Below are 18941 nucleotides of genomic sequence, written 5' to 3'. Positions count from 1 at the left end.
CGGCTGGGCGATGAACCAGAAATTTATGTTTGTACTCACCGGTCTTCACGGCCCAGACGTAGTTTCGTGCATCCCAGTAGTCCTCTGGCCTTTTTATCTTTTTATGAGCTAGGTCAGAATAATACGCACTGATGAAGTCGACCCTCATAAACTACACCCGTGACAATATGTCGTCGACTTTGCTGAGAACAACCGTTCGTGGGTTATTCAGAAACCTTGCCGGCCAGCTCAGTTTGTCGTTGTCAACGACCGACTGCATGATGAACAGCCACCGACCAAGCCTGATGCATTCTGCGGCCTGATGAAGCGTTCCTGATGTGTCTGAGGCCTCAACTATGACGCTGCCATCGGACAGGGCCGCCATGAGCCTGTTTCTCTTCGGAAAATCGGATTGGAATGTACGTTCGCCTCGCCTGAACTGGGACACGAGCAGATGCTTGCTGTATATCGTCTGCTGCAGTCCTGAGTTCTCAGCAGGGTAGACCTTATCGAGTGGCGTTCCGATGACGGCAATGGTCCCTCCGCCTGCCTCGATCGCTCCGCGATGAGCTGATGTGTCTACGCCTTTTGCGAGCCCGCTCGTCACGACCACGCCGGCCTTCGCAAGTTCCTTTGCGATGCGTAATGCTCTAGCTCTACCATCGTCCGAGACAGATCTCGCTCCGATGACGGAAATGCACGGTTTTGTCAGTAGATCAATATTTCCGGCGCAGTAGATAACAGGGTCACGCTCTTCAGGACGACTGAAAAGGGATCTCTGATCCTCGTTGATTGTGCGCTTGGCAAGGGATAGTAGTTCCGACAGATGCCATTCTTGGATGTGCACAGGTGATGTATAGCCGTTTCCGCGGCTCGCCTTCGCCCCACTAGATCCTAGTGCATGTTGCACGCTTACATCTCCAAGCATCCCCGGCCCCCTGAGTGCTGCGCTCTACGTAGAATCGTACTGTGATTCGTAACGAACGCCTACAAGCACGTTTGCTTGTTGGTCCACCGGTATTTGCGTTTATCACAACTATTGCGCTGCTCAGCAACGATGAGAAAATCTTGTTATGCCTTTACTGGCATCTTTCCGACGTAATTCCGCTGCGGATAGTGCTCCCAGCAGTGCCAGGATGACTTCTCGGCCTTCGACCGGCTGTAGCCGAACCCGCCCCACTGCTTACAGCCCGGATGCTCGCACCAGTGGTTCTCGTGGATGCCGTCGCCGGCTTTGCTTGATTGGTCGCTCACAGGTGGGCGTCTCCGGTTATGTCCACTGGTCCCCGCGACGTCTCAATCAGCGGCCAGCGGACTTTCTTCTTCCACTCTGACAAAGCTTCGTCAGGAGATGTGCAAAACACCCACTCGATGAAGGCATCAGAAATGTTGGGGTGGTCATAGAGGATGGCGGCGATGCCTTTGCGTTCACTGAACAACACCTGAATCCTCGCTCCGGTCGGAATGTCGTCGTCATCGGCCCAGAGTTCCATGGCGACATATCCCGAATAGGCGGTGAGGTCGGATTCCCTATCAACTTCGGCGACCAGGCGCTTATCTAAATCTTCGTGAATGGCTTTCTCCACTCCGAAGAAATCGCCATCTTCCAGAAATCCCTTTGGGTAGACACCATGATTTTCGAGAATGTAAGGGCGGATATGCATCTTCCTTCTCCTCTATCCGAATAGATCGGCTGGCTTGCCCTCTTCTTCAACAGGCAGTAGCACCAGATCGTCATCAGGCAATGGCCGCTGAAGCTCTTTCGCTTCCTCCCATGGCGCGGTCAGCCACGTCTCCACCTCATCCTTGTTTGTCAGAATGACCGGCATAGCCTTCGGGTGGATTGGTTTCACGATGCTGTTCGGCTCTGTCGTCAGGAAGGCGAAAAGCTGGTGATCTCCTTCGCGCGGGTTCTTCATCGAGCCACGCACGCCGTGCCAGTCCGTCCATATGCCTGCGAAGAAGGAGAGGGGCGCTTCCTCGTTCAGCGCAAACCAGCGCTTCGTCTTCCGCGGCTTTGTGTCTTCCCATTCGCAGAAGGTGGTCCACGGCACCACGCACCGGTTCTCCGGCCGTAGCCACCGACGCCAATGCGGGGAAGTGACATTGCGGATGTTGGTGACGCCGGTATCTGGCTTACCCTGTGTCACGAACTGAGGCGAGGGCATGCCCCATGTCAGGCCGACAAGCTCCCGGCCACTCTCTCCGTTGCGTACCACTGGCGCGGGCCGGTCTGGATAGACCTCAACGTCTGGCTCGAGGTTGAGCCGCTCCTGCATGATGCCCGCGATGTCGCGGATGGATTCCTGATTGGTTTTCACGCGGTACAGATTACACATACTCACCTCGGCATCTTGGCTATGGTGATCTTCACATCACCTTTGACGTTGCACCGTTTGCATTTCAGCCGCTTGGCAATATCGTCTACAGTGATATCGGCCGTTTTAGCCGCTCGATTAAGTTGCCAGTGCGGGACATTCGAAACGTGGCCACAGTAGTTGCACTTGGCAACGACAATTTCCCAATTCCGTATTTCCTTCACCTTAACGGGTGGCGGTGGCGCTTGTTTCAAAGCCTCCATGAGACTGCCGGATCGAGTGTGGTATTTAAGCCTGCAACGGCCTGAGAAACCTTCGACCGGTCTAGGGCATTTGAGTATGTCTTTCGCAATCTTGCTTATGAGCCCTGGCATAGAATGATCGCCGTACTCGATCATCAGTTCACCTGAACAGATGAACTTCAAGAGCTCGCAATCCTCGCACAACACACCTACCGGCTCTCCGCCGTAGTCGGATAAAGAATAAGCTTCTTTAAGTGGCATCTCGATCAGCGTCCGGCTTCCACCCCCTGGTAAATCCTCTGCCCATCGCGGCGGTCGCTAATGCAAGCTGCATCCGCAAATGCTGTATGTCTTCCATCAGGGTCTCTATTGCAGCGCGGCTGTCGCCATCGTGCCATGCAATGATGTGGTCTACCGGATCGGCTTCCGGTTCTCTTGGTAGTGGGCGCACGTTCTCATTCTCCTATTTCAGAGTGTCAAAATCTTTCCCTGTTTTGAATGGCGCGCGCCCCCGCGCTGTTAAATTTCAGTCTGGCATCAAGTCGGCAATTTGCCCGTGCGAAACCAGCAGGCGCGGGTTTGCCATGGTGCCGCTTTCCTCATCCACAGTGACAGCATAAGCGGCAACGCCCACATGACGAGGGGCCATTGCGCTGGCGATTTTCTCGGCGGAGGCTTGATTGGACGCTTGCCGCATCTCGCCCGGAATAACGCCGCCGCGACCGTTTTTGAACTGCACGACAATGATTTTTTCAGCGTCCGACATGTCTATTGACCTCTCGTTTGTTCTATAAATGTTCTCATTTTAGAAAAGAGTCAATAATATGTCTTTAGAGAAGCCTCAACTTGCTGGAAACTTCATTCAAGGTGAGGGGCGCGTTGCGGGTTAAATAATAAAATCAATAGCCTTAGCCGGCCATACGGTGAGGGATTTACTGCGGACCTCAGAATAAAAAATCCCTTTAAATACAACGAATTAAAAGGATTTTTATGAATATTTTTGGTGTCCACGAGAGGATTCGAACCTCCGACCCCAGGATTCATACCACTTCGGCTTTCGCAGCCGTCCCGTCGTCATCGGACAGGACGTTCGTGGTCTGGACTGTCCCTTCACCATGGGCCATCAGGCCTTTAGGTGCTACCCATCCAGTCTCTACACCTTCACCGGATTTCTCCGGAGCTTGGCTCGGGATTGGCATGCTGGAAGACCAGCGAAGCTTTCCCCGACTTTGAGCAGATCGATTGCGCCGTTTCCGGGCGCAACCCCCAATTTGTCTTAGGAATCCTGTGCTCTATCCTGCTGAGCTACGTGGACACTGAATTGCTCTTTAACCTGACGGTGCCTGCGGATCAACCGCGTTCTTCATCGCGGTCGATCTCTTCCTCGGCTTTCTTCGCGTTGTCCGGCAATCAGCTCGTCAGGCGCTGTTCGGCCAGTTTTACCCAGTAGGAAATGCCGTAAGCGATGGCGTCGTCGTTGAAATCATAGCCCGGATTGTGAAGCCCGGCCGAATCGCCATTGCCGATGAAGATGAAGCAGCCTGGTCTTTCCTTCAGCATGAAGGAGAAATCCTCTCCTGCCATGGAAGGATCGACATCGGGATCGACATTCGGTTCGCCCGCCACATCGCGCGCCACATGGATGGCGTGGTCGGTTTCGGCGGCGTGATTGAAGGTCACCGGGCAGTAGCGCTCATAGACGACTTCCGCTTCCGCGCCATTGGCAAGGGCAATACCTTCAGCCATCTGCTTGATGCGATCCTGCGCCAGATCGCGCACCGTTTCATCCAGGCTGCGCACCGTGCCGGCGATCAATGCCTCGTTGGGGATGATGTTGTGGCTGGAGCCGGCGTGAAAGCGGGTGACCGAGACGACTACGGAACGGATCGGATCGGCGTTGCGCGAGGCGATCATCTGCAGGTTGCCGACGATCTGCGCGCCGATGGTGATCGGGTCTATGGTGCGGTGCGGCTGCGCCGCGTGGCCGCCACGGCCCTTGACGGTAATCGAGAACTTGTCGGGTGCGGCCATGATGCCGCCCTTGCGGATGGCGAAGGCGCCAAGCGGAATGCCCGGCATATTGTGCATGCCATAGACCTCGTTAATGCCGAAACGCTCCATCAGGCCGTCCTCGACCATGGCGAGAGCGCCCGCGCCGCCTTCTTCCGCCGGCTGGAAGATGACCGCGACGGAGCCGGCAAAGTTGCGGGTCTCGGCGAGATATTTGGCGGCGCCAAGCAGCATGGCGGTGTGACCGTCATGGCCGCAGGCATGCATCGCACCTGCCGTTTTGGAGGCCCAGGGCTTGCCGGTTTCCTCGAAGATGGGAAGAGCATCCATGTCCGCCCGAAAGCCGATGGTGCGGTTACCCGGAAGATTGCCCCTGATGATGCCGACCACACCCGTGCGGCCAAGTCCGGTCACGATTTCGTCAACGCCGAAAGATTTCAGCTTCTCCGCAACGAAGGCCGCGGTGTTGTCGACATCATACAAAATCTCCGGGTTTTCATGCAGGTGACGCCGCCATTCGCTGACTTCCTGCTGGAGTTCGGCGGCTCTGTTTAAAATCGGCATTCATTCATTCCTGGGTTCATCGGTGCGGCATGTCGTAAAATCCTATCCTCCGTGGTGGATAGTGCGCCGCATAATTGACGTAATCAATGTACTTTGCCATTGCTAGGACATATATGGTGAATATTGCCATTCCCCGACCGAAGACGGGAATTCGAGGACAAGCCTTGCCACAGATATTTAAATCGCCAAACGCCGCCCGGCGGCTCTCCGCAGCCGTTGCCATCATGACTGCAGGCCTTGTTGCCGCAGCACCCGTGGCGAATGCCAATCCGAAAATGGTGGTGGATGTCAAAACCGGCAAGGTGATTTCCCATCAGGAAGCGTTCCGCAAGTGGTATCCCGCCTCGCTGACCAAGCTGATGACCGCCTATATCGCCTTTTCGCAGATGAAGGCCGGCAAGATCAGCCCGCAGACGGAAGTGGTGATGAGCAAGAAGGCCGCCGACCAGCCGGCCTCGAAAATGTATTTCAAGCCCGGTCAGAAACTGACCATGGACAGCGCGCTGAAGCTGCTGCTGATCAAATCCGCCAATGACATCGCTGTTGCGATTGCCGAGACCATCGGCGGCACCAGCGACAATTTCGTGGCGCAGATGAATGCGCAGGCGCAGCGGCTGGGCATGAGCTCCACGCGTTACGTCAACCCCAACGGCCTGCCCGGCAAGGGGCAATATACGACGGCGCGCGACCTTGCGCTGCTGGCGCTGATCATCAAGCGTGAGTTCCCGGAATATGCCGATTATTTCTCGCTGGAGGGCGTTACAACCGGCAAGAAGAATTACGCCAACTTCAACATGCTGGTCGGCCGTTTCGATGGCGCCGATGGCATGAAGACCGGTTTCATCTGTGCCTCCGGTTTCAACCAGGTGTCATCCGCCGTGCGCAACGGCCGCTCGGTCATCACCGTCGTTCTGGGGGCGGACAGCCTGGCCGGGCGAACCGACCAGTCGGCCGATCTGCTGCAGATGGGGTTGACCGCGCCGTCGGGCCAGGGCGTTTCGCTCGCGTCGCTGGCGCCTTATGGCGATACCGGTGATGTGAACGATGTCAGCGCTGAAATCTGCAATCCGAAGGCCGCCAAAGTGCGCAGCGAAAGCCGCGACGAAGCCGGCCGCATGGTCATCCATTCTCCCTACGTCACGGAAATGACCCGCCCGCCGGAATATTCTTTCGCCGGCCTCATTCCTGGCAGCGAGACCGTGGCGGTCAATACCACCAAGGGTGCCTCGGCCAAGGGCGAACTCGCCAATGTGCCGATCCCTATTCCGCGCCCGACATTCTGATCGTCGGGGCCGCCCTCTTCAATGAGGGCGGATGCGCTTTGCGGATTGGGTATTCGCAGGTCCGATCTGTTATGATATTACAATGTCGCTCGCAGCTTCCGGCTCCGGGCGATTTCTGTTTTATCGCGCGGTTCCGGGTCGACGATCGTCCGACGATCTATCGGAGCGGCCCTCAACATACAGGCAAGGCATGTTTCGCGATCGTATACCGGTTTCCATCATCACCGGATTTCTCGGCGCCGGAAAATCGACGCTTCTCAACCGGCTTCTCAAGGATCCGGAGATGAACGACGCCGCGATCATCATCAATGAGTTCGGCGATGTCAGTATCGATCACCTCCTGGTGGAGAGCGCCGGCGAGGGCATCATCGAGCTGGCGGAAGGCTGCCTCTGCTGCACGGTGCGCGGTGAGCTGGTGGACACGCTGGCGGAACTGATGGATGGCATACAGACTGGCAAGCTGAAGGCGGTGAAACGGGTGGTGATTGAAACCACCGGTCTTGCCGATCCTGCGCCGGTCATGCAATCGATCATGGGCAACCCGGTCATCGCGCAGAATTTCGTCCTGAACGGCATGATTACGGTGGTGGATGCCGTGAACGGCCTTTCCACGCTCGACAATCATCAGGAAGCAGTGAAACAGGCCGCCGTGGCTGACCGTCTGGTGATGACCAAGCGCGCCCTTGCCGATGCCGCCACGATTTCCGCGCTGACAGCCCGTCTGCAAGCGCTCAATCCGCGTGCGACCATCGAGGATGGTGACAAAACCGAGTGGAGCGCTGCGGGGCTTCTCGACAACGGCCTTTACGATGCCGGCAGCAAGAATGCCGATGTCGGCCGCTGGCTGGGCGAAGAGGCGGCACACGATCACCACGATCATGATCATGATCACGGTCACGACCATGGCCATCATCACCACCATCATGGCGATCACGACGACCATCACCATCATCACGATGTGAACCGGCACGACGCCTCTATCCGTTCCTTTTCGATCATTCACGATCAGCCGATCAGTCCGATGGCGATCGACATGTTCGTGGATCTGCTGCGCTCTGCGCATGGGGAGAAGCTCCTGCGCATGAAGGCCATCGTCAAGCTGTCGGATAATCCGGCTCGGCCGCTGGTGCTGCATGGGGTGCAGAATATTTTCCACGCGCCTGAACGCCTTTCAGCGTGGCCGGACCCGGCTGATCAGCGCACGCGCATGGTGCTGATTACCAAGGATTTACCGGAGGCTTTCGTGCAGGACCTGTTCGCGGCTTTCACAAGCGCACCGGGCATCGACCGGCCGGACAGGCAGGCGATGACGGATAACCCGCTGGCGGTTTCGGGGTTGCGGTTTTAGGGCGTGTCGTGATGGTCTAGGTTGGTGGGTGTGGTTCACCCCCCTCTGTCCTGCCGGACATCTCCCCCTCAAGGGGGGAGATCCACAAGCGGCTTGCTCCGAACATCTTTATGGGGACAGCAGCCCGAAGTGCAGACCTTGTGAGAAAACGAGCAGTCGCCGCGACCGATCTCCCCCCTTGAGGGGGAGATGCCCGGCAGGGCAGAGGGGGGTAACCACAGCCGCCAGCGTGGAACGTCGGTTACCCGCCCTTCACAATCCGAAACCGATGCCCCTTATCCAGCGCAGTGGTTTCCACCAGCCTATGCCCATCCTCACTGCACATATGGGCAATATCGATCACCGCCAGCGGATCGGTCGTCTCGACAGTCAGAATATCGCCTGCCTTCAGGCTTGCGAGTTTCTTGCGGCTTCTCAAAACCGGAAGGGGGCATTTAAGCCCCCTCAAATCATAGACGGTCTCGACCGTGTCGCTCATTCCTTGGCCCAGAACTTCCAGAACGGCTTCTTCTCCGGCGCTTCGGGTGCAGGTGCTGCGGAATAGGCAAGCGGGTTCATGGTCGGAACCGGAACGCTCTGGGCGGCAGCGCCAGTCTGACCGGCTGCTGCGGGAGCGGCCGAGGCAACCATTGTCGGCGCTGCAGGCGCCGGGTTCGATTGCGGTGCCGCGGGCTGCGCCGCCGAAGGGCGCGGGCCGCGCAGGGAAGAGGCGGTTGCGGTCGTGGCCGGAGAGGAAGACGTCACCTGCTGCGCCTTCTTCTCCATCAGCGCAGCATATTCCGTTTCCTTCATCAGCTTACCGGCCTTCAGCGCGGAGCCGGTCGGGGCATAGGCGGGCTCACGACCCTTGCGCTTTTCGGCGACCAGCGCCTTGCGCTCCGCTTCGCTCGGGTCGTACCAGGCCATGCCGTCATATTTCGACATCGCCTTTTCATAGGCGAGATCATAGGTCTTCTCGTAGCTCGAAAGCGCACTGACGAGCGCCGGCGGTGTACTCATGGCCGGGCATTGGGCGGAGGCGTTGAAGCTGCCGCCTTCCGTCTGCTGGTTGAAGACGTATTTCTTCTCGCAGACATTCACTTCCGGCGGGCGCTTGGTCACTTCGAAATTGTCGTAACCGACCTTCAGCATCTTCCAGAATTCGAGATGCTCGCTCTGGCGATGGCGGGCCATGTTCTCCGCCGTCATGCGGAACGGAAAGGCCTGCAGCTGCACGGTCTTCTGGCCGCCCTTGAAGGCGTCACGGGCAAAACCGTAGATTTCAAGAATCTGCGCATCCGTCATCGAATAACAGCCTGACGATGAGCAGGCGCCATGGATCATCAGATTGGTGCCGTTGCGGCCATTGGCGGCATCGTAGCGGTTCGGGAAGCCGGTATTGATGGCGAGATAATATTTCGAGTTTGGATTAAGGTGCGCGGGCGTCAGGTTGTAGAAACCTTCCGGCGCCTGCCGGTCGCCTTCCTTCACCTTGGGGCCGAGTTTGCCGGACCATGCGCAAATCTCGTAGCCGGCGATCTTTTCGAAGCGGTTGTCGCGTCTGGCCTTCCAGATTTCCAAGGCACCTTCTTCCTTGAAGATGCGGATCATGATCGGCGATGTGCGGTCCATGCCCCTTTTGTCGATCTCGGCCAGAATGGACGGAGACAGCGGGTAATCGACCTTGTTCTTGACGTGGGAAACGTCGCGTTCCACGGTTTCGAGCGTATCGTTGCAGCCGGTAAGAATGAGCGCGGTGCAGGCGAGAAGGGCAAAATGTGTCAAACGCATGATCTGATCCGAAAGACGATGGCACGAAGCGGCGCAAGTTCTACACCAGCACGTGTGTATTTTAAATACGGTATTAACCGTTTACATCTTCTTAACTCAAATCGGACCCGCCCCGCGGCCGCCGATACATCTTTTGATGTGACCGGACTATGGCCGAGTTGGGGCGATATTCAAGGAAAATAAGGCCGGCGTTAGAGATTCCGGCCAATATCCAGGAACTTCTGGCGGCGTTCAGCGCGCAGCTGTGTGCCGGAACGCTGGGAGAGATCGGCCAGCGCCTTGGCGATCACACCGCCGGTCGCGCCGATCACGGTTTCCGGAGCACGGTGTGCGCCGCCGATCGGTTCGGGAATGATTCCGTCGATAACGCCAAGCGATTTCAGATCTTCCGAGGTGATCTTCATATTGGTTGCAGCTTCCTTGGCGCGGGTCGAATCGCGCCAGAGAATGGAGGCTGCACCTTCCGGCGAGATCACCGAATAGATCGCATGTTCGAGCATGTAGACGCGGTTGCCGGTGGCAATCGCGATGGCGCCGCCCGAACCGCCTTCGCCGATGACGACGGAGACGATCGGCACCTTGACGTTGAGGCACATTTCCGTTGAACGGGCGATGGCTTCGGCCTGGCCGCGCTCTTCCGCGCCAACGCCGGGATAGGCGCCTGCCGTATCGATGAGGGTGATCACCGGCAGCGAGAAACGGTCGGCCAGCTCCAGCACGCGGATCGCCTTGCGGTAACCTTCCGGACGCGGGCTGCCGAAATTGTGCTTCAGGCGGCTTTTGGTGTCGTTGCCCTTTTCCTGGCCGATGATGGCGACGGGCTGACCGTTGAAGCGGGCAAGGCCCGCCTGAATAGCCGCGTCCTCGGAAAATTTGCGGTCGCCGGCAAGCGGCGTGAAATCGGTGAACAACGCCTTGGCGTAATCGACGAAATGCGGGCGCTGCGGATGGCGCGCGACCTGCGTTTTCTGCCAGGCGTTCAGCTTGGAATAGATGTCCTGCATCGCATCGTTGACGCGCGATTCCAGGCGGTTGATCTCCTCCGAGGTGTCTATGCTCTCGTCTTCATCGGCAAGCTTCTTCAGCTCGATGATCTTGCCTTCAAGGTCCGAGATAGGTTTTTCGAAGTCGAGATAATTGTGCATGAGATCCGTTTCCGATCGTTTTGCGCAAGGTTTGACCGGATTATCCGGCGGTTCCGGTCGCTCTAATCAAGGTTTTTGCCCTGTTTGGCAAGGGGGTGATGTGTTTGTACCAGCTCTTGCAGGCGTTCTTCCAGCACATGTGTATAGATTTGTGTCGTGGAAATGTCGGAATGGCCCAGCAGTTCCTGCACGGCGCGCAAGTCAGCGCCGTTCTGCAAAAGGTGGCTGGCAAAGGCATGACGCAGGACGTGCGGTGATACCGCAGATGGGATCAGACCCGCACGAATGGCAATATCCTTGAGGTCGCGGGCAAAGACCTGGCGGGGCAGGTGACCTTCCTTGCTGTTCGAAGGAAACAGCCACGGGCTCTCCTGTGTCTCCGGTTTTTTCTGCGTAGCGGCCGCCCTGCTTTTCTCCGGCGCGAGCGCCTTTCTGGCAGTCTCGTATTTTTCCATCGCCTCGATGGCGGCGCGGGAAAGAAGAACCATGCGGTCCTTGTTGCCCTTGCCGCGGATCATCAGAAAGCGGCCTTCCTGACGCAGCACCTTGGCGGGCAGGGAGACAAGTTCGCTCACACGCATGCCGGTGGCATAAAGAAGCTCGAGCAGCAGATGCATGCGGATGCGGGCAAGCTGGCCGGGACCGGATGTGGCGGCTTCCTGCGCGGCAAGGGCAAGAAGCCTGTTCACATCGTCGACGCTCATTGTTTTCGGCAGGGTGAGGCCTTTTTTCGGGGCGTCGATGATGCCGGTCGGATCGTCGCTGCGCAGCCCTTCCGAATAGAGAAAACGATAGAATTGCCGCATGGAGGACAGGCGTCTTGCCTGTGAAGTGGCGGCAAAGCCCTGAGCGGAAAGATGGGTGAGATAAGCGGAAAGGTCCGGGGTGCCCGCTTCCGTCAAAGACTGGCCGCGCTGGCCGAGAAATTCGCGCAGATCGGAAAGATCGTGCTCATAGGAAGAGAGTGTGTTTGTGGCGGCGCCGCGCTCGGCGCTCATCATTTCCAGAAAGCTTTCCAGCCGCGCGCCATCGCGCCCTCCTGCCGCCTGAGCGTTCATGGGGTGCGTCTGGCCGGCTCAGCCGCCGGTGGGTTCAGCCGCTCGGAAGGAATGCGCACCGTCACTTCGCGGTCGCGCGGCTGAACGAACATGACAAGCAGCACCATGCCGCCATAGACCAGCCCCGCAATGGTCGCCAGTATCATCGTGAAGCGGAAGAGGGTGGGCATGGCGGCTCCGTGAAGGTGGCGATCGAAACTTATATGCGGTGCGGCGATAGCGGCAGCAAGATCAAAAAGCCGACGTCTACTCCGCGCCGCATGCGGCGTTGATTGTGATTCAACGCAATTCAGTCAGCAATTTGGCTTGACGCTTCGTAAACATTTGCAGATATCCATGCCAAACGGGCTTTCAAATTTATGAATGAAACGAATTTATCCGTCCCGGCCACACTCGGGGAACAAGCGCGGGCAAAGCTCGGACGGCGCAACATCGTCTTTGTCGGGCTGATGGGGGCTGGAAAATCCGCGATAGGCCGCATGGTCGCCCAGCAGCTCAAGGTCTCCTTCATCGATACGGATGTCGAAATCGAGCGGGTTTCGCGCATGACGATAGCCGAACTTTTCGCCACTTATGGCGAGGAGGAATTCCGGGCGCTGGAAACACGGGTCATCAAGCGGCTGCTGCGCGGCGGCCCCAAGGTCATTTCCACCGGAGGCGGCGCCTTCATCAACGACAATACCCGCCGGCACATCACGCGCGGCGGTATTTCACTGTGGCTGAAGGCCGATCTCGAGGTGCTCTGGGAAAGGGTCAACAAGCGTGACCACCGCCCGCTTCTCAAGACCGAAAACCCCAAGGCCACGCTCGCGGCCCTGATGGAGAAGCGCTATCCGATCTATGCCGAAGCGGATCTGACCATCGAATCCCGCGATGTCCGCAAGGAAATCATCGTGACAGAAGTGCTGGCCGCCATAGCCGGCATCGAACAGAAAGACTGATTCCCATGACGCCTTCCGAAATCCACGCCGATGAACGTCTCGTCCATGTGCCGCTCGGCGAGCGCGCCTATGACATTCTGATCGGGCCGGGCCTGATCGGCCGGGCGGGCGGCGAGATTTCGGCGCGGCTGAAGGGCCGGCGCGCGGCCATCATCACCGATGAACATGTCGCGCCGCTTTACCTCGAAGGCCTGATGGACGGGCTGCAGACGGATGGCATCGAGGCCGTCTCGCTGACGCTGCCGGCCGGCGAGAAGACCAAGAGCTTCGAACATCTGGTCACCGTCTGCGATGCGGTTCTGGCAGCAAGGGTGGAGCGTAACGATGCGGTGATCGCGCTCGGCGGCGGCGTGATCGGCGATCTCGCCGGTTTTGCGGCCGGTATTGTGCGCCGGGGCGTGCGCTTCGTGCAGATACCGACTTCGCTTCTGGCGCAGGTCGACTCATCGGTCGGTGGCAAGACCGGCATCAACAGCCGCCATGGCAAGAACCTCATCGGCGTATTCCACCAGCCCGATCTGGTGCTGGCGGATACGGCGGTGCTCGATACGCTGAGCCCGCGTGAATTCCGCGCCGGTTATGCCGAAGTGGTCAAATACGGATTGATCGACAAGCCGGACTTCTTCTTCTGGCTGGAAAAGAACTGGGATGACATCCGCACCGGCGGCCCCGCCCGCATTCAGGCGATTGCAACGAGCTGCCAGGCGAAAGCCGATGTGGTGGTGGCGGATGAGAAGGAAAACGGCGTGCGTGCCCTCCTCAATCTCGGCCATACATTCGGCCATGCGCTGGAGGCGGCGACCAATTACGATAGCAAGCGGCTGGTGCATGGCGAAGGCGTCGCCATCGGCATGGTGCTGGCGCACCAGTTCTCCGCCCGCCTCAACCTCGCAAGCCCGGACGATGCCGCGCGCGTTGAAGCGCATCTGAAGGCCGTCGGCCTGCCGACGACGATGAAGGATATTCCCGGCGAGTTGCCGCCGGTCGAGACGCTGATGACGGCAATCGCGCAGGACAAGAAGGTCAAGGGCGGTAAGCTCACCTTCATCCTCACCCACGGCATCGGCCAGTCCTTCGTGGCGGATGATGTTGCGGCGTCCGAGGTGCAGTCCTTCCTGTCGGAAAAGCATCCGGGGTAAACCCGCGAGACAAGGGAAGTCGTGCCTAGAACCGCACCGCTTCCCCCGGCGCCGCCGCCTCTATCGCCAGCGCATGCAGGCCGGCATCGAGTTCCGGCTTCAAAAGCGCGTTGATCGCCCGGTGGCGCTCGACGCGAGACTTGCCGGAAAAGCTTTCCGACACTATCTGAACACGCATATGCGTCTCGCCCGTGCCGGTTATGTCAGGCTGGTGGCCCGCATGCATCTGGCTTTCATCGACGACCCTCAGGCGCTCCGGTGAAAAGCTCTCCCGAAGCTTGGTTTCTATGCGTTCTCGCAGGGACATGCGACGGGCTCCATTCTCGTTGGCTGGTCTTGAAGGGGGCTACCTAAAAGCCTGTAACATTCCGTTTTGTCAATTCTTGTTGTGCGGCTTTTCGCACCCCATAATCAGGGCATCATGAAACTGGATTCGAAATATTTCGACCGCATCCGCACGCGCCGGAAAAGGGAGAGGGAACCTGAGGTTCAGGCCCCCACCTGCCAGTGGGACGGATGCGACAAGCCGGGCGTTCACCGCGCACCCGTCGGCCGCAATGCCGAGGGGCAATTCTTCCTGTTCTGTTTTGAGCATGTGAAGGAATACAACAAGGGCTATAATTATTTCTCGGGCCTGTCCGACGGCGAGATCGCCCGTTATCAGAAAGAGGCGATCACCGGTCATCGTCCCACCTGGACGGTGGGCGTCAACAAGACGGCGCGCGACAGCCCTTTGCACTCCACACTTCGATCCGGCACGGCCAGCGGTAATGCCCGCATTCGCGATCCCTTCGGCTTCGCCGGCGGCTTTGCGGGTGGTGCAAGGGCAGGCGGACAGCGCCTGCAGCAGGACCGCAAATTGAAGACGCTGGAGGCGAAAGCCTTCGATACGCTCGGTCTTGCCGCCAGTGCGAAGCAGGAAGAGATAAAAAGGCGCTATAAGGAGCTTGTCAAAAAGCACCATCCTGATGCTAATGGTGGCGATCGTGGTTCGGAAGAACGTTTTCGGGCTGTTGTTCAAGCATATCAATTGTTAAAGCAGTCAGGTTTCTGCTAAGCCAACTTACGTGTTTACCGCCTGATTGATGATGTGGCCGGGTGGCTGCCGCCCGCCTTGGAGACGTGATGAGCAAAATCGACCTTGATATTTCCAACCTGCCCGACACGACGGTGTCCGTACGGGAGGTTTTCGGCATTGATACGGATCTGCGGGTTCCCGCCTATTCCCAGGGCGACGCCTATGTGCCTGACCTTGATCCCGACTATCTTTTCGATCGCGACACGACGCTTGCGATCCTTGCCGGTTTTGCTCACAACCGACGTGTCATGGTCTCCGGTTTCCACGGCACGGGTAAATCCACCCATATCGAACAGGTGGCTGCCCGCCTGAACTGGCCCTGCGTGCGCGTCAACCTCGACAGCCATGTCAGCCGTATCGACCTCGTCGGCAAGGACGCCATCGTTCTGAAGGACGGCAAGCAGGTTACCGAATTCAAGGACGGCATTCTGCCCTGGGCCTACCAGCACAATGTCGCGCTCGTCTTCGATGAATATGATGCCGGCCGCCCGGACGTGATGTTCGTCATCCAGCGCGTGCTGGAATCGTCCGGCCGCCTGACCCTGCTCGACCAGAGCCGCGTCATCCGTCCTCACCCGGCCTTCCGCATTTTTGCGACCGCCAACACGGTCGGCCTCGGTGATACGACCGGCCTTTACCACGGCACGCAGCAGATCAACCAGGCGCAGATGGACCGCTGGTCCATCGTCACCACGCTGAACTACCTGCCGCATGAGCAGGAAGTGAACATCATTGCCGCCAAGGTGAAGAGCCTCGATAATCCGAAGGGCCGCGAAACCGTCTCCAAGATGGTGCGTGTTGCCGATCTGACCCGTTCGGCCTTCGTCAACGGCGATCTTTCCACGGTCATGAGCCCGCGTACCGTCATCACCTGGGCGGAAAATGCGGAAATCTTCGGCGATCTCGCCTTTGCCTTCCGTGTGACCTTCCTCAACAAGTGTGACGAGCTGGAGCGCACGCTTGTGGCCGAGCAATATCAGCGGGCTTTCGGCGTCGAGCTGAAGGAAAGCGCTGCGAACATCGTTCTCAGCGCCTGATAGTCCCCGGCTCGTCCGGGGAAGATCACCCATGACTTGAAGACGCCGGTGGGGCGCGCGATCTTCTGATCGCGTGCCGCAGGCGCCGACAAATGACAGGAAAGACAATGGCAGCGCGCGGCGACAATTCCAGAGCGAAACCGGGTACGGCGGTCGATACGGAACCGTTGCGTCAGGCGATTGCCGGATGCGTGCGATCCGTTGCCGGTGATGCCGAAGTCGAGGTCGTCTTCGCCAATGAGCGGCCGGGTCTTGCCGGCGAGCGCATGCGGCTGCCGGAAATTTCCAAGAAGCCCACTCAACAGGAAATTGCCATCACGCGTGGCCTCGGCGATTCCATGGCGCTGCGCCTTGCCTGCCATGATGCCGATACCCATGCGGTAATGTCGCCGCAGGGCGCCGAAGCGCGGCTGATCTTCGATGCGGTGGAACAGGCTCGCGTGGAATCCATCGGCGCGCTGCGTATGCCGGGTATGGCCTCCAATATCCAGGCCATGAATACGGAAAAATACGCCAAGGCCAATTTCGCCGGCATCAACAACAAGGATGATGCGCCGCTTGCAGAAGCCGTTGCGCTTTTGGTGCGCGAGAAGCTGACGGGTGAGAAACCGCCGGAAAGCGCCGGCAAGGTTGTTGATCTGTGGCGCGATTTCATCGAGGACAAGGCGGCTGGCGACCTCAAGGATCTCTCCAGCGTCATCACCGACCAGAAGGCGTTTTCGCGGCTGGTGCGCAAGATGCTGACCTCCATGCAGATGGCGGAGGATTTCGGCGACGAGGATAACGAGCCTGACAGCCAGGAAGCGGAATCCAACGAGGACCAGCCGCGCACCAACGAGACCGAAGAAGAACAGGTCGAGGAAGAGGCTGGCTCCGACGCGACCCCCGCCGATGAAAACGAGGCCTCGCAGGAGGAAATGGAAGAAGGCGAGATGGACGGCGCCGAGATGTCGGACGAGGAAATGTCCGACGATCTCGACGAGGATTCCGAAACGCCCGGCGAAACCCGCCGTCCCAACAGCCCCTTCGACGATTTCAACGAGAAGGTCGATTACCGCATCTTCACCCAGGAATTCGACGAGGAAATCCACGCCGAGGAACTGTGCGACGAAGCCGAGCTGGACCGTCTGCGCGCTTTCCTCGACAAGCAGCTCGCTCACCTTCAGGGCGCCGTCGGGCGTCTGGCGAACCGGCTGCAGCGCCGCTTGATGGCGCAGCAGAACCGTTCCTGGGACTTCGATCTGGAAGAGGGCTATCTCGATCCGGCCCGTCTCGTCAGGCTCATTATCGACCCGATGCAGCCGCTTTCCTTCAAAAAGGAACGCGACACCAAGTTCCGTGATACCGTGGTTTCGCTCGTCATCGACAATTCCGGTTCGATGCGCGGCCGTCCGATTACCGTGGCTGCCACCTGCGCCGATATTCTGGCGCGCACGCTGGAGCGCTCGGGCGTGAAGGTCGAAATTCTGGGCTTCACCACCAAGGCCTGGAAGGGCGGACAGTCGCGCGAACAGTGGCTTGCCAATGGCAAGCCTGCGTCGCCCGGCCGTCTCAACGATCTGCGCCATATCATCTACAAATCTGCGGACGCTCCGTGGCGGCGTTCGCGGCGCAATCTCGGCCTGATGATGCGCGAAGGCCTGCTGAAGGAAAATATCGACGGCGAGGCGCTGATGTGGGCGCATAACCGCCTGATCGGCCGCCCCGAGCAGCGCAAGATCATGATGATGATCTCCGACGGTGCGCCGGTGGACGATTCGACCCTGTCGGTTAATCCGGGTAACTATCTGGAACGGCACCTGCGCGCGGTTATCGAGCAGATTGAAACGCGCTCGCCGGTGGAATTGCTGGCAATCGGTATCGGCCACGACGTGACGCGTTATTATCGTCGTGCCGTAACCATCGTGGATGCGGACGAGCTGGCCGGCGCGATGACCGAGCAGCTCGCGGCGCTCTTCGAGGATACGAGCAGCGCTTCCGGTTCGTCCCGCAGGGTTCGCCGTGCGGGATAAGCGGAGCCGGGCTTCCTTCTCCTGCAAGTCTCTGGTTGTTGCCACAGCTCTGGCGGTCGGGTCGCTTGTTCCTGTTCCGATTGGCGCCTCCACCATCGATGTGCCGGTGAGCGTTCGCCAGCTGTCCGGCTTCGAGGTCGGCACCAGCGTAAAACGTTTCGGCAAGCTGGAATTCATTGGCGGTATGGTGATGAGCGCGCCGGAAAAGCTGTTCGGTGCTATGTCCTCCATCCGCTTCCGCCCTGACGGGGAGGAATTCGTTTCCGTGCTGGATACCGGCCACTGGCTGACGGGCAGGGTCACGCGCGATGCGGCCGGTGCTTTGTCCGGGCTGGAGGACGTCCGCATTACGGCCATGCTGGATGCTGGCGGCCGCGAACCGACCCGCAAGATGGAAGTGGATGCCGAAGGGCTGGCGCTGCGTGACGGCAAGGTGTTTGTCAGCTATGAGCAGCGGCACAGGATCGACATCTATCCCGATCCGGGCTTCGAAACAGCAAAGCCGCTTGGTCGCCTGCCGCATCTTATCCCCAATAACGAGTTGCGCCATAATGGCGGCATGGAGGCTTTGGCGGTATCGCCGGCCGATTCGCCACTTGCCGGGGCTCTTGTGGTGGTGGCTGAAAAAAGCATCGATACGGATGGCAATCTTCTCGCCGCCATATTGGAAGGCCCTTTGAAGGGCACATTCGCCGTTACCCATCACCCCTCATTCGATGTGACCGATGGCGCTTTCCTGCCCAATGGCGACCTGCTGCTTCTTGAGCGCCGCTTCAACTTCGCCGAAGGTGTGGGCATGCGCATCCGCCGCATCCGTGGTGCCGATATCAGGCCGGGCGCGGTGGTGGATGGCGAAATCCTCATGGAAGCGGGCATGGCCTACCAGATCGACAATATGGAAGGCATGGATGTGGTGAAGGGGCCGGATGGCTCCACACGTCTCATCATCGTTTCCGATGACAATCACTCGTTCCTCCAGCGCAACCTGATGCTGGAATTCAAGCTGGTGGAGTAGAA

Annotated in this window: 20 protein-coding genes and 1 tRNA gene; 8 read left to right on the top strand and 13 right to left on the bottom strand. The window is 58.8% G+C overall.

All coding sequences use genetic code 11. From position 1 onward, the window contains the following. Nucleotides 1–151: 151 nt before the first annotated feature. The 7 genes from FY152_17560 to FY152_17530 all read right to left on the bottom strand — a co-directional run bounded on the left by FY152_17560 (nt 152) and on the right by FY152_17530 (nt 5113). On the bottom strand, nt 152–907 hold the full coding sequence (locus tag FY152_17560; GenBank protein UXS33971.1) for a DNA-processing protein DprA: 756 nt from the start codon (nt 905–907) through the stop codon (nt 152–154). 322 nt (nt 908–1229) lie between these two features. After that, nucleotides 1230–1643 carry a hypothetical protein gene (locus tag FY152_17555; GenBank protein ID UXS33970.1) on the bottom strand — a complete coding sequence of 138 codons (414 nt, stop codon included), beginning with the start codon at nt 1641–1643 and terminating at the stop codon, nt 1230–1232. Between the two features lie 12 nt (nt 1644–1655). After that, nucleotides 1656–2318, bottom strand: coding sequence for an SOS response-associated peptidase (locus tag FY152_17550; GenBank protein UXS33969.1), 663 nt, complete (start codon nt 2316–2318; stop codon nt 1656–1658). 2 nt (nt 2319–2320) lie between these two features. Beyond that, nucleotides 2321–2800, bottom strand: coding sequence for a hypothetical protein (locus tag FY152_17545; GenBank protein ID UXS33968.1), 480 nt, complete (start codon nt 2798–2800; stop codon nt 2321–2323). A 265-nt stretch (nt 2801–3065) separates the two neighbouring features. Next, complete coding sequence (locus tag FY152_17540) at nt 3066–3305, bottom strand: hypothetical protein (protein ID UXS33967.1); 240 nt, start codon at nt 3303–3305, stop codon at nt 3066–3068. A gap of 235 nt (nt 3306–3540) precedes the next feature. Further along, nucleotides 3541–3637: transfer RNA gene (locus FY152_17535), tRNA-OTHER, on the bottom strand. 312 nt (nt 3638–3949) lie between these two features. Next, complete coding sequence (locus tag FY152_17530) at nt 3950–5113, bottom strand: amidohydrolase (GenBank protein UXS33966.1); 1164 nt, start codon at nt 5111–5113, stop codon at nt 3950–3952. 224 nt (nt 5114–5337) lie between these two features. Between FY152_17530 and FY152_17525 the strand changes: the two genes are divergently transcribed. Together FY152_17525 and FY152_17520 are read left to right on the top strand one after the other, a co-directional pair. Beyond that, a complete protein-coding gene (locus FY152_17525; protein ID UXS35094.1) occupies nt 5338–6396 on the top strand; it encodes a D-alanyl-D-alanine carboxypeptidase in 1059 nt (352 codons plus the stop codon). A 190-nt stretch (nt 6397–6586) separates the two neighbouring features. Continuing rightward, complete coding sequence (locus FY152_17520) at nt 6587–7744, top strand: GTP-binding protein (GenBank protein ID UXS33965.1); 1158 nt, start codon at nt 6587–6589, stop codon at nt 7742–7744. 241 nt (nt 7745–7985) lie between these two features. On the opposite strand, the gene FY152_17515 is transcribed toward FY152_17520, so the two are convergent. The 5 genes from FY152_17515 to FY152_17495 all read right to left on the bottom strand — a co-directional run bounded on the left by FY152_17515 (nt 7986) and on the right by FY152_17495 (nt 11887). Then, nucleotides 7986–8222 (bottom strand): sulfurtransferase TusA family protein, encoded by a 237-nt coding sequence (locus FY152_17515; protein UXS33964.1) that lies wholly within the window; start codon nt 8220–8222, stop codon nt 7986–7988. Then, complete coding sequence (locus FY152_17510) at nt 8219–9514, bottom strand: hypothetical protein (GenBank protein ID UXS33963.1); 1296 nt, start codon at nt 9512–9514, stop codon at nt 8219–8221. The genes FY152_17515 and FY152_17510 overlap by 4 nt, the downstream gene beginning before the upstream one ends. Before the next feature lie 191 nt (nt 9515–9705). After that, nucleotides 9706–10659, bottom strand: coding sequence for an acetyl-CoA carboxylase carboxyltransferase subunit alpha (locus FY152_17505; GenBank protein UXS33962.1), 954 nt, complete (start codon nt 10657–10659; stop codon nt 9706–9708). A 62-nt stretch (nt 10660–10721) separates the two neighbouring features. Next, nucleotides 10722–11717, bottom strand: a complete 996-nt coding sequence (gene xerD, locus FY152_17500) for a site-specific tyrosine recombinase XerD (protein UXS33961.1) — start codon at nt 11715–11717, stop codon at nt 10722–10724. Further along, nucleotides 11714–11887 (bottom strand): histidine kinase, encoded by a 174-nt coding sequence (locus FY152_17495; protein ID UXS33960.1) that lies wholly within the window; start codon nt 11885–11887, stop codon nt 11714–11716. The genes xerD and FY152_17495 overlap by 4 nt, the downstream gene beginning before the upstream one ends. Nucleotides 11888–12076: 189 nt before the next feature. Between FY152_17495 and FY152_17490 the strand changes: the two genes are divergently transcribed. Together FY152_17490 and FY152_17485 are read left to right on the top strand one after the other, a co-directional pair. Next, on the top strand, nt 12077–12658 hold the full coding sequence (locus FY152_17490) for a shikimate kinase (protein ID UXS33959.1): 582 nt from the start codon (nt 12077–12079) through the stop codon (nt 12656–12658). A 5-nt stretch (nt 12659–12663) separates the two neighbouring features. Then, nucleotides 12664–13797: a 3-dehydroquinate synthase gene (locus tag FY152_17485; protein ID UXS33958.1), complete on the top strand. Its 1134-nt coding sequence runs from the start codon at nt 12664–12666 to the stop codon at nt 13795–13797. 25 nt (nt 13798–13822) lie between these two features. On the opposite strand, the gene FY152_17480 is transcribed toward FY152_17485, so the two are convergent. Beyond that, the gene (locus tag FY152_17480) at nt 13823–14104 is read right to left on the bottom strand and encodes a BolA family transcriptional regulator (protein ID UXS33957.1); all 282 of its coding nucleotides are present in this window, start codon (nt 14102–14104) and stop codon (nt 13823–13825) included. A 114-nt stretch (nt 14105–14218) separates the two neighbouring features. Between FY152_17480 and FY152_17475 the strand changes: the two genes are divergently transcribed. The 4 genes from FY152_17475 (at nt 14219) to FY152_17460 (ending at nt 18939) form a co-directional block, all read left to right on the top strand. After that, nucleotides 14219–14854: a J domain-containing protein gene (locus FY152_17475; GenBank protein UXS33956.1), complete on the top strand. Its 636-nt coding sequence runs from the start codon at nt 14219–14221 to the stop codon at nt 14852–14854. Between the two features lie 68 nt (nt 14855–14922). Next, the gene (cobS, locus tag FY152_17470; GenBank protein ID UXS33955.1) at nt 14923–15912 is read left to right on the top strand and encodes a cobaltochelatase subunit CobS; all 990 of its coding nucleotides are present in this window, start codon (nt 14923–14925) and stop codon (nt 15910–15912) included. 107 nt (nt 15913–16019) lie between these two features. Next, nucleotides 16020–17924: a cobaltochelatase subunit CobT gene (gene cobT / locus FY152_17465; GenBank protein ID UXS35093.1), complete on the top strand. Its 1905-nt coding sequence runs from the start codon at nt 16020–16022 to the stop codon at nt 17922–17924. After that, nucleotides 17914–18939 (top strand): hypothetical protein, encoded by a 1026-nt coding sequence (locus FY152_17460; protein UXS33954.1) that lies wholly within the window; start codon nt 17914–17916, stop codon nt 18937–18939. Before cobT ends, FY152_17460 begins: the two co-directional genes overlap by 11 nt. Nucleotides 18940–18941 lie beyond the last annotated feature (2 nt).

The sequence above is a fragment of the Agrobacterium tumefaciens genome (assembly GCA_025560025.1).
GTDB lineage: Bacteria > Pseudomonadota > Alphaproteobacteria > Rhizobiales > Rhizobiaceae > Agrobacterium.
The sequence above is the reverse complement of the archived record's forward strand: the minus strand, read 5'-3'. Positions and strand labels throughout refer to the sequence as shown.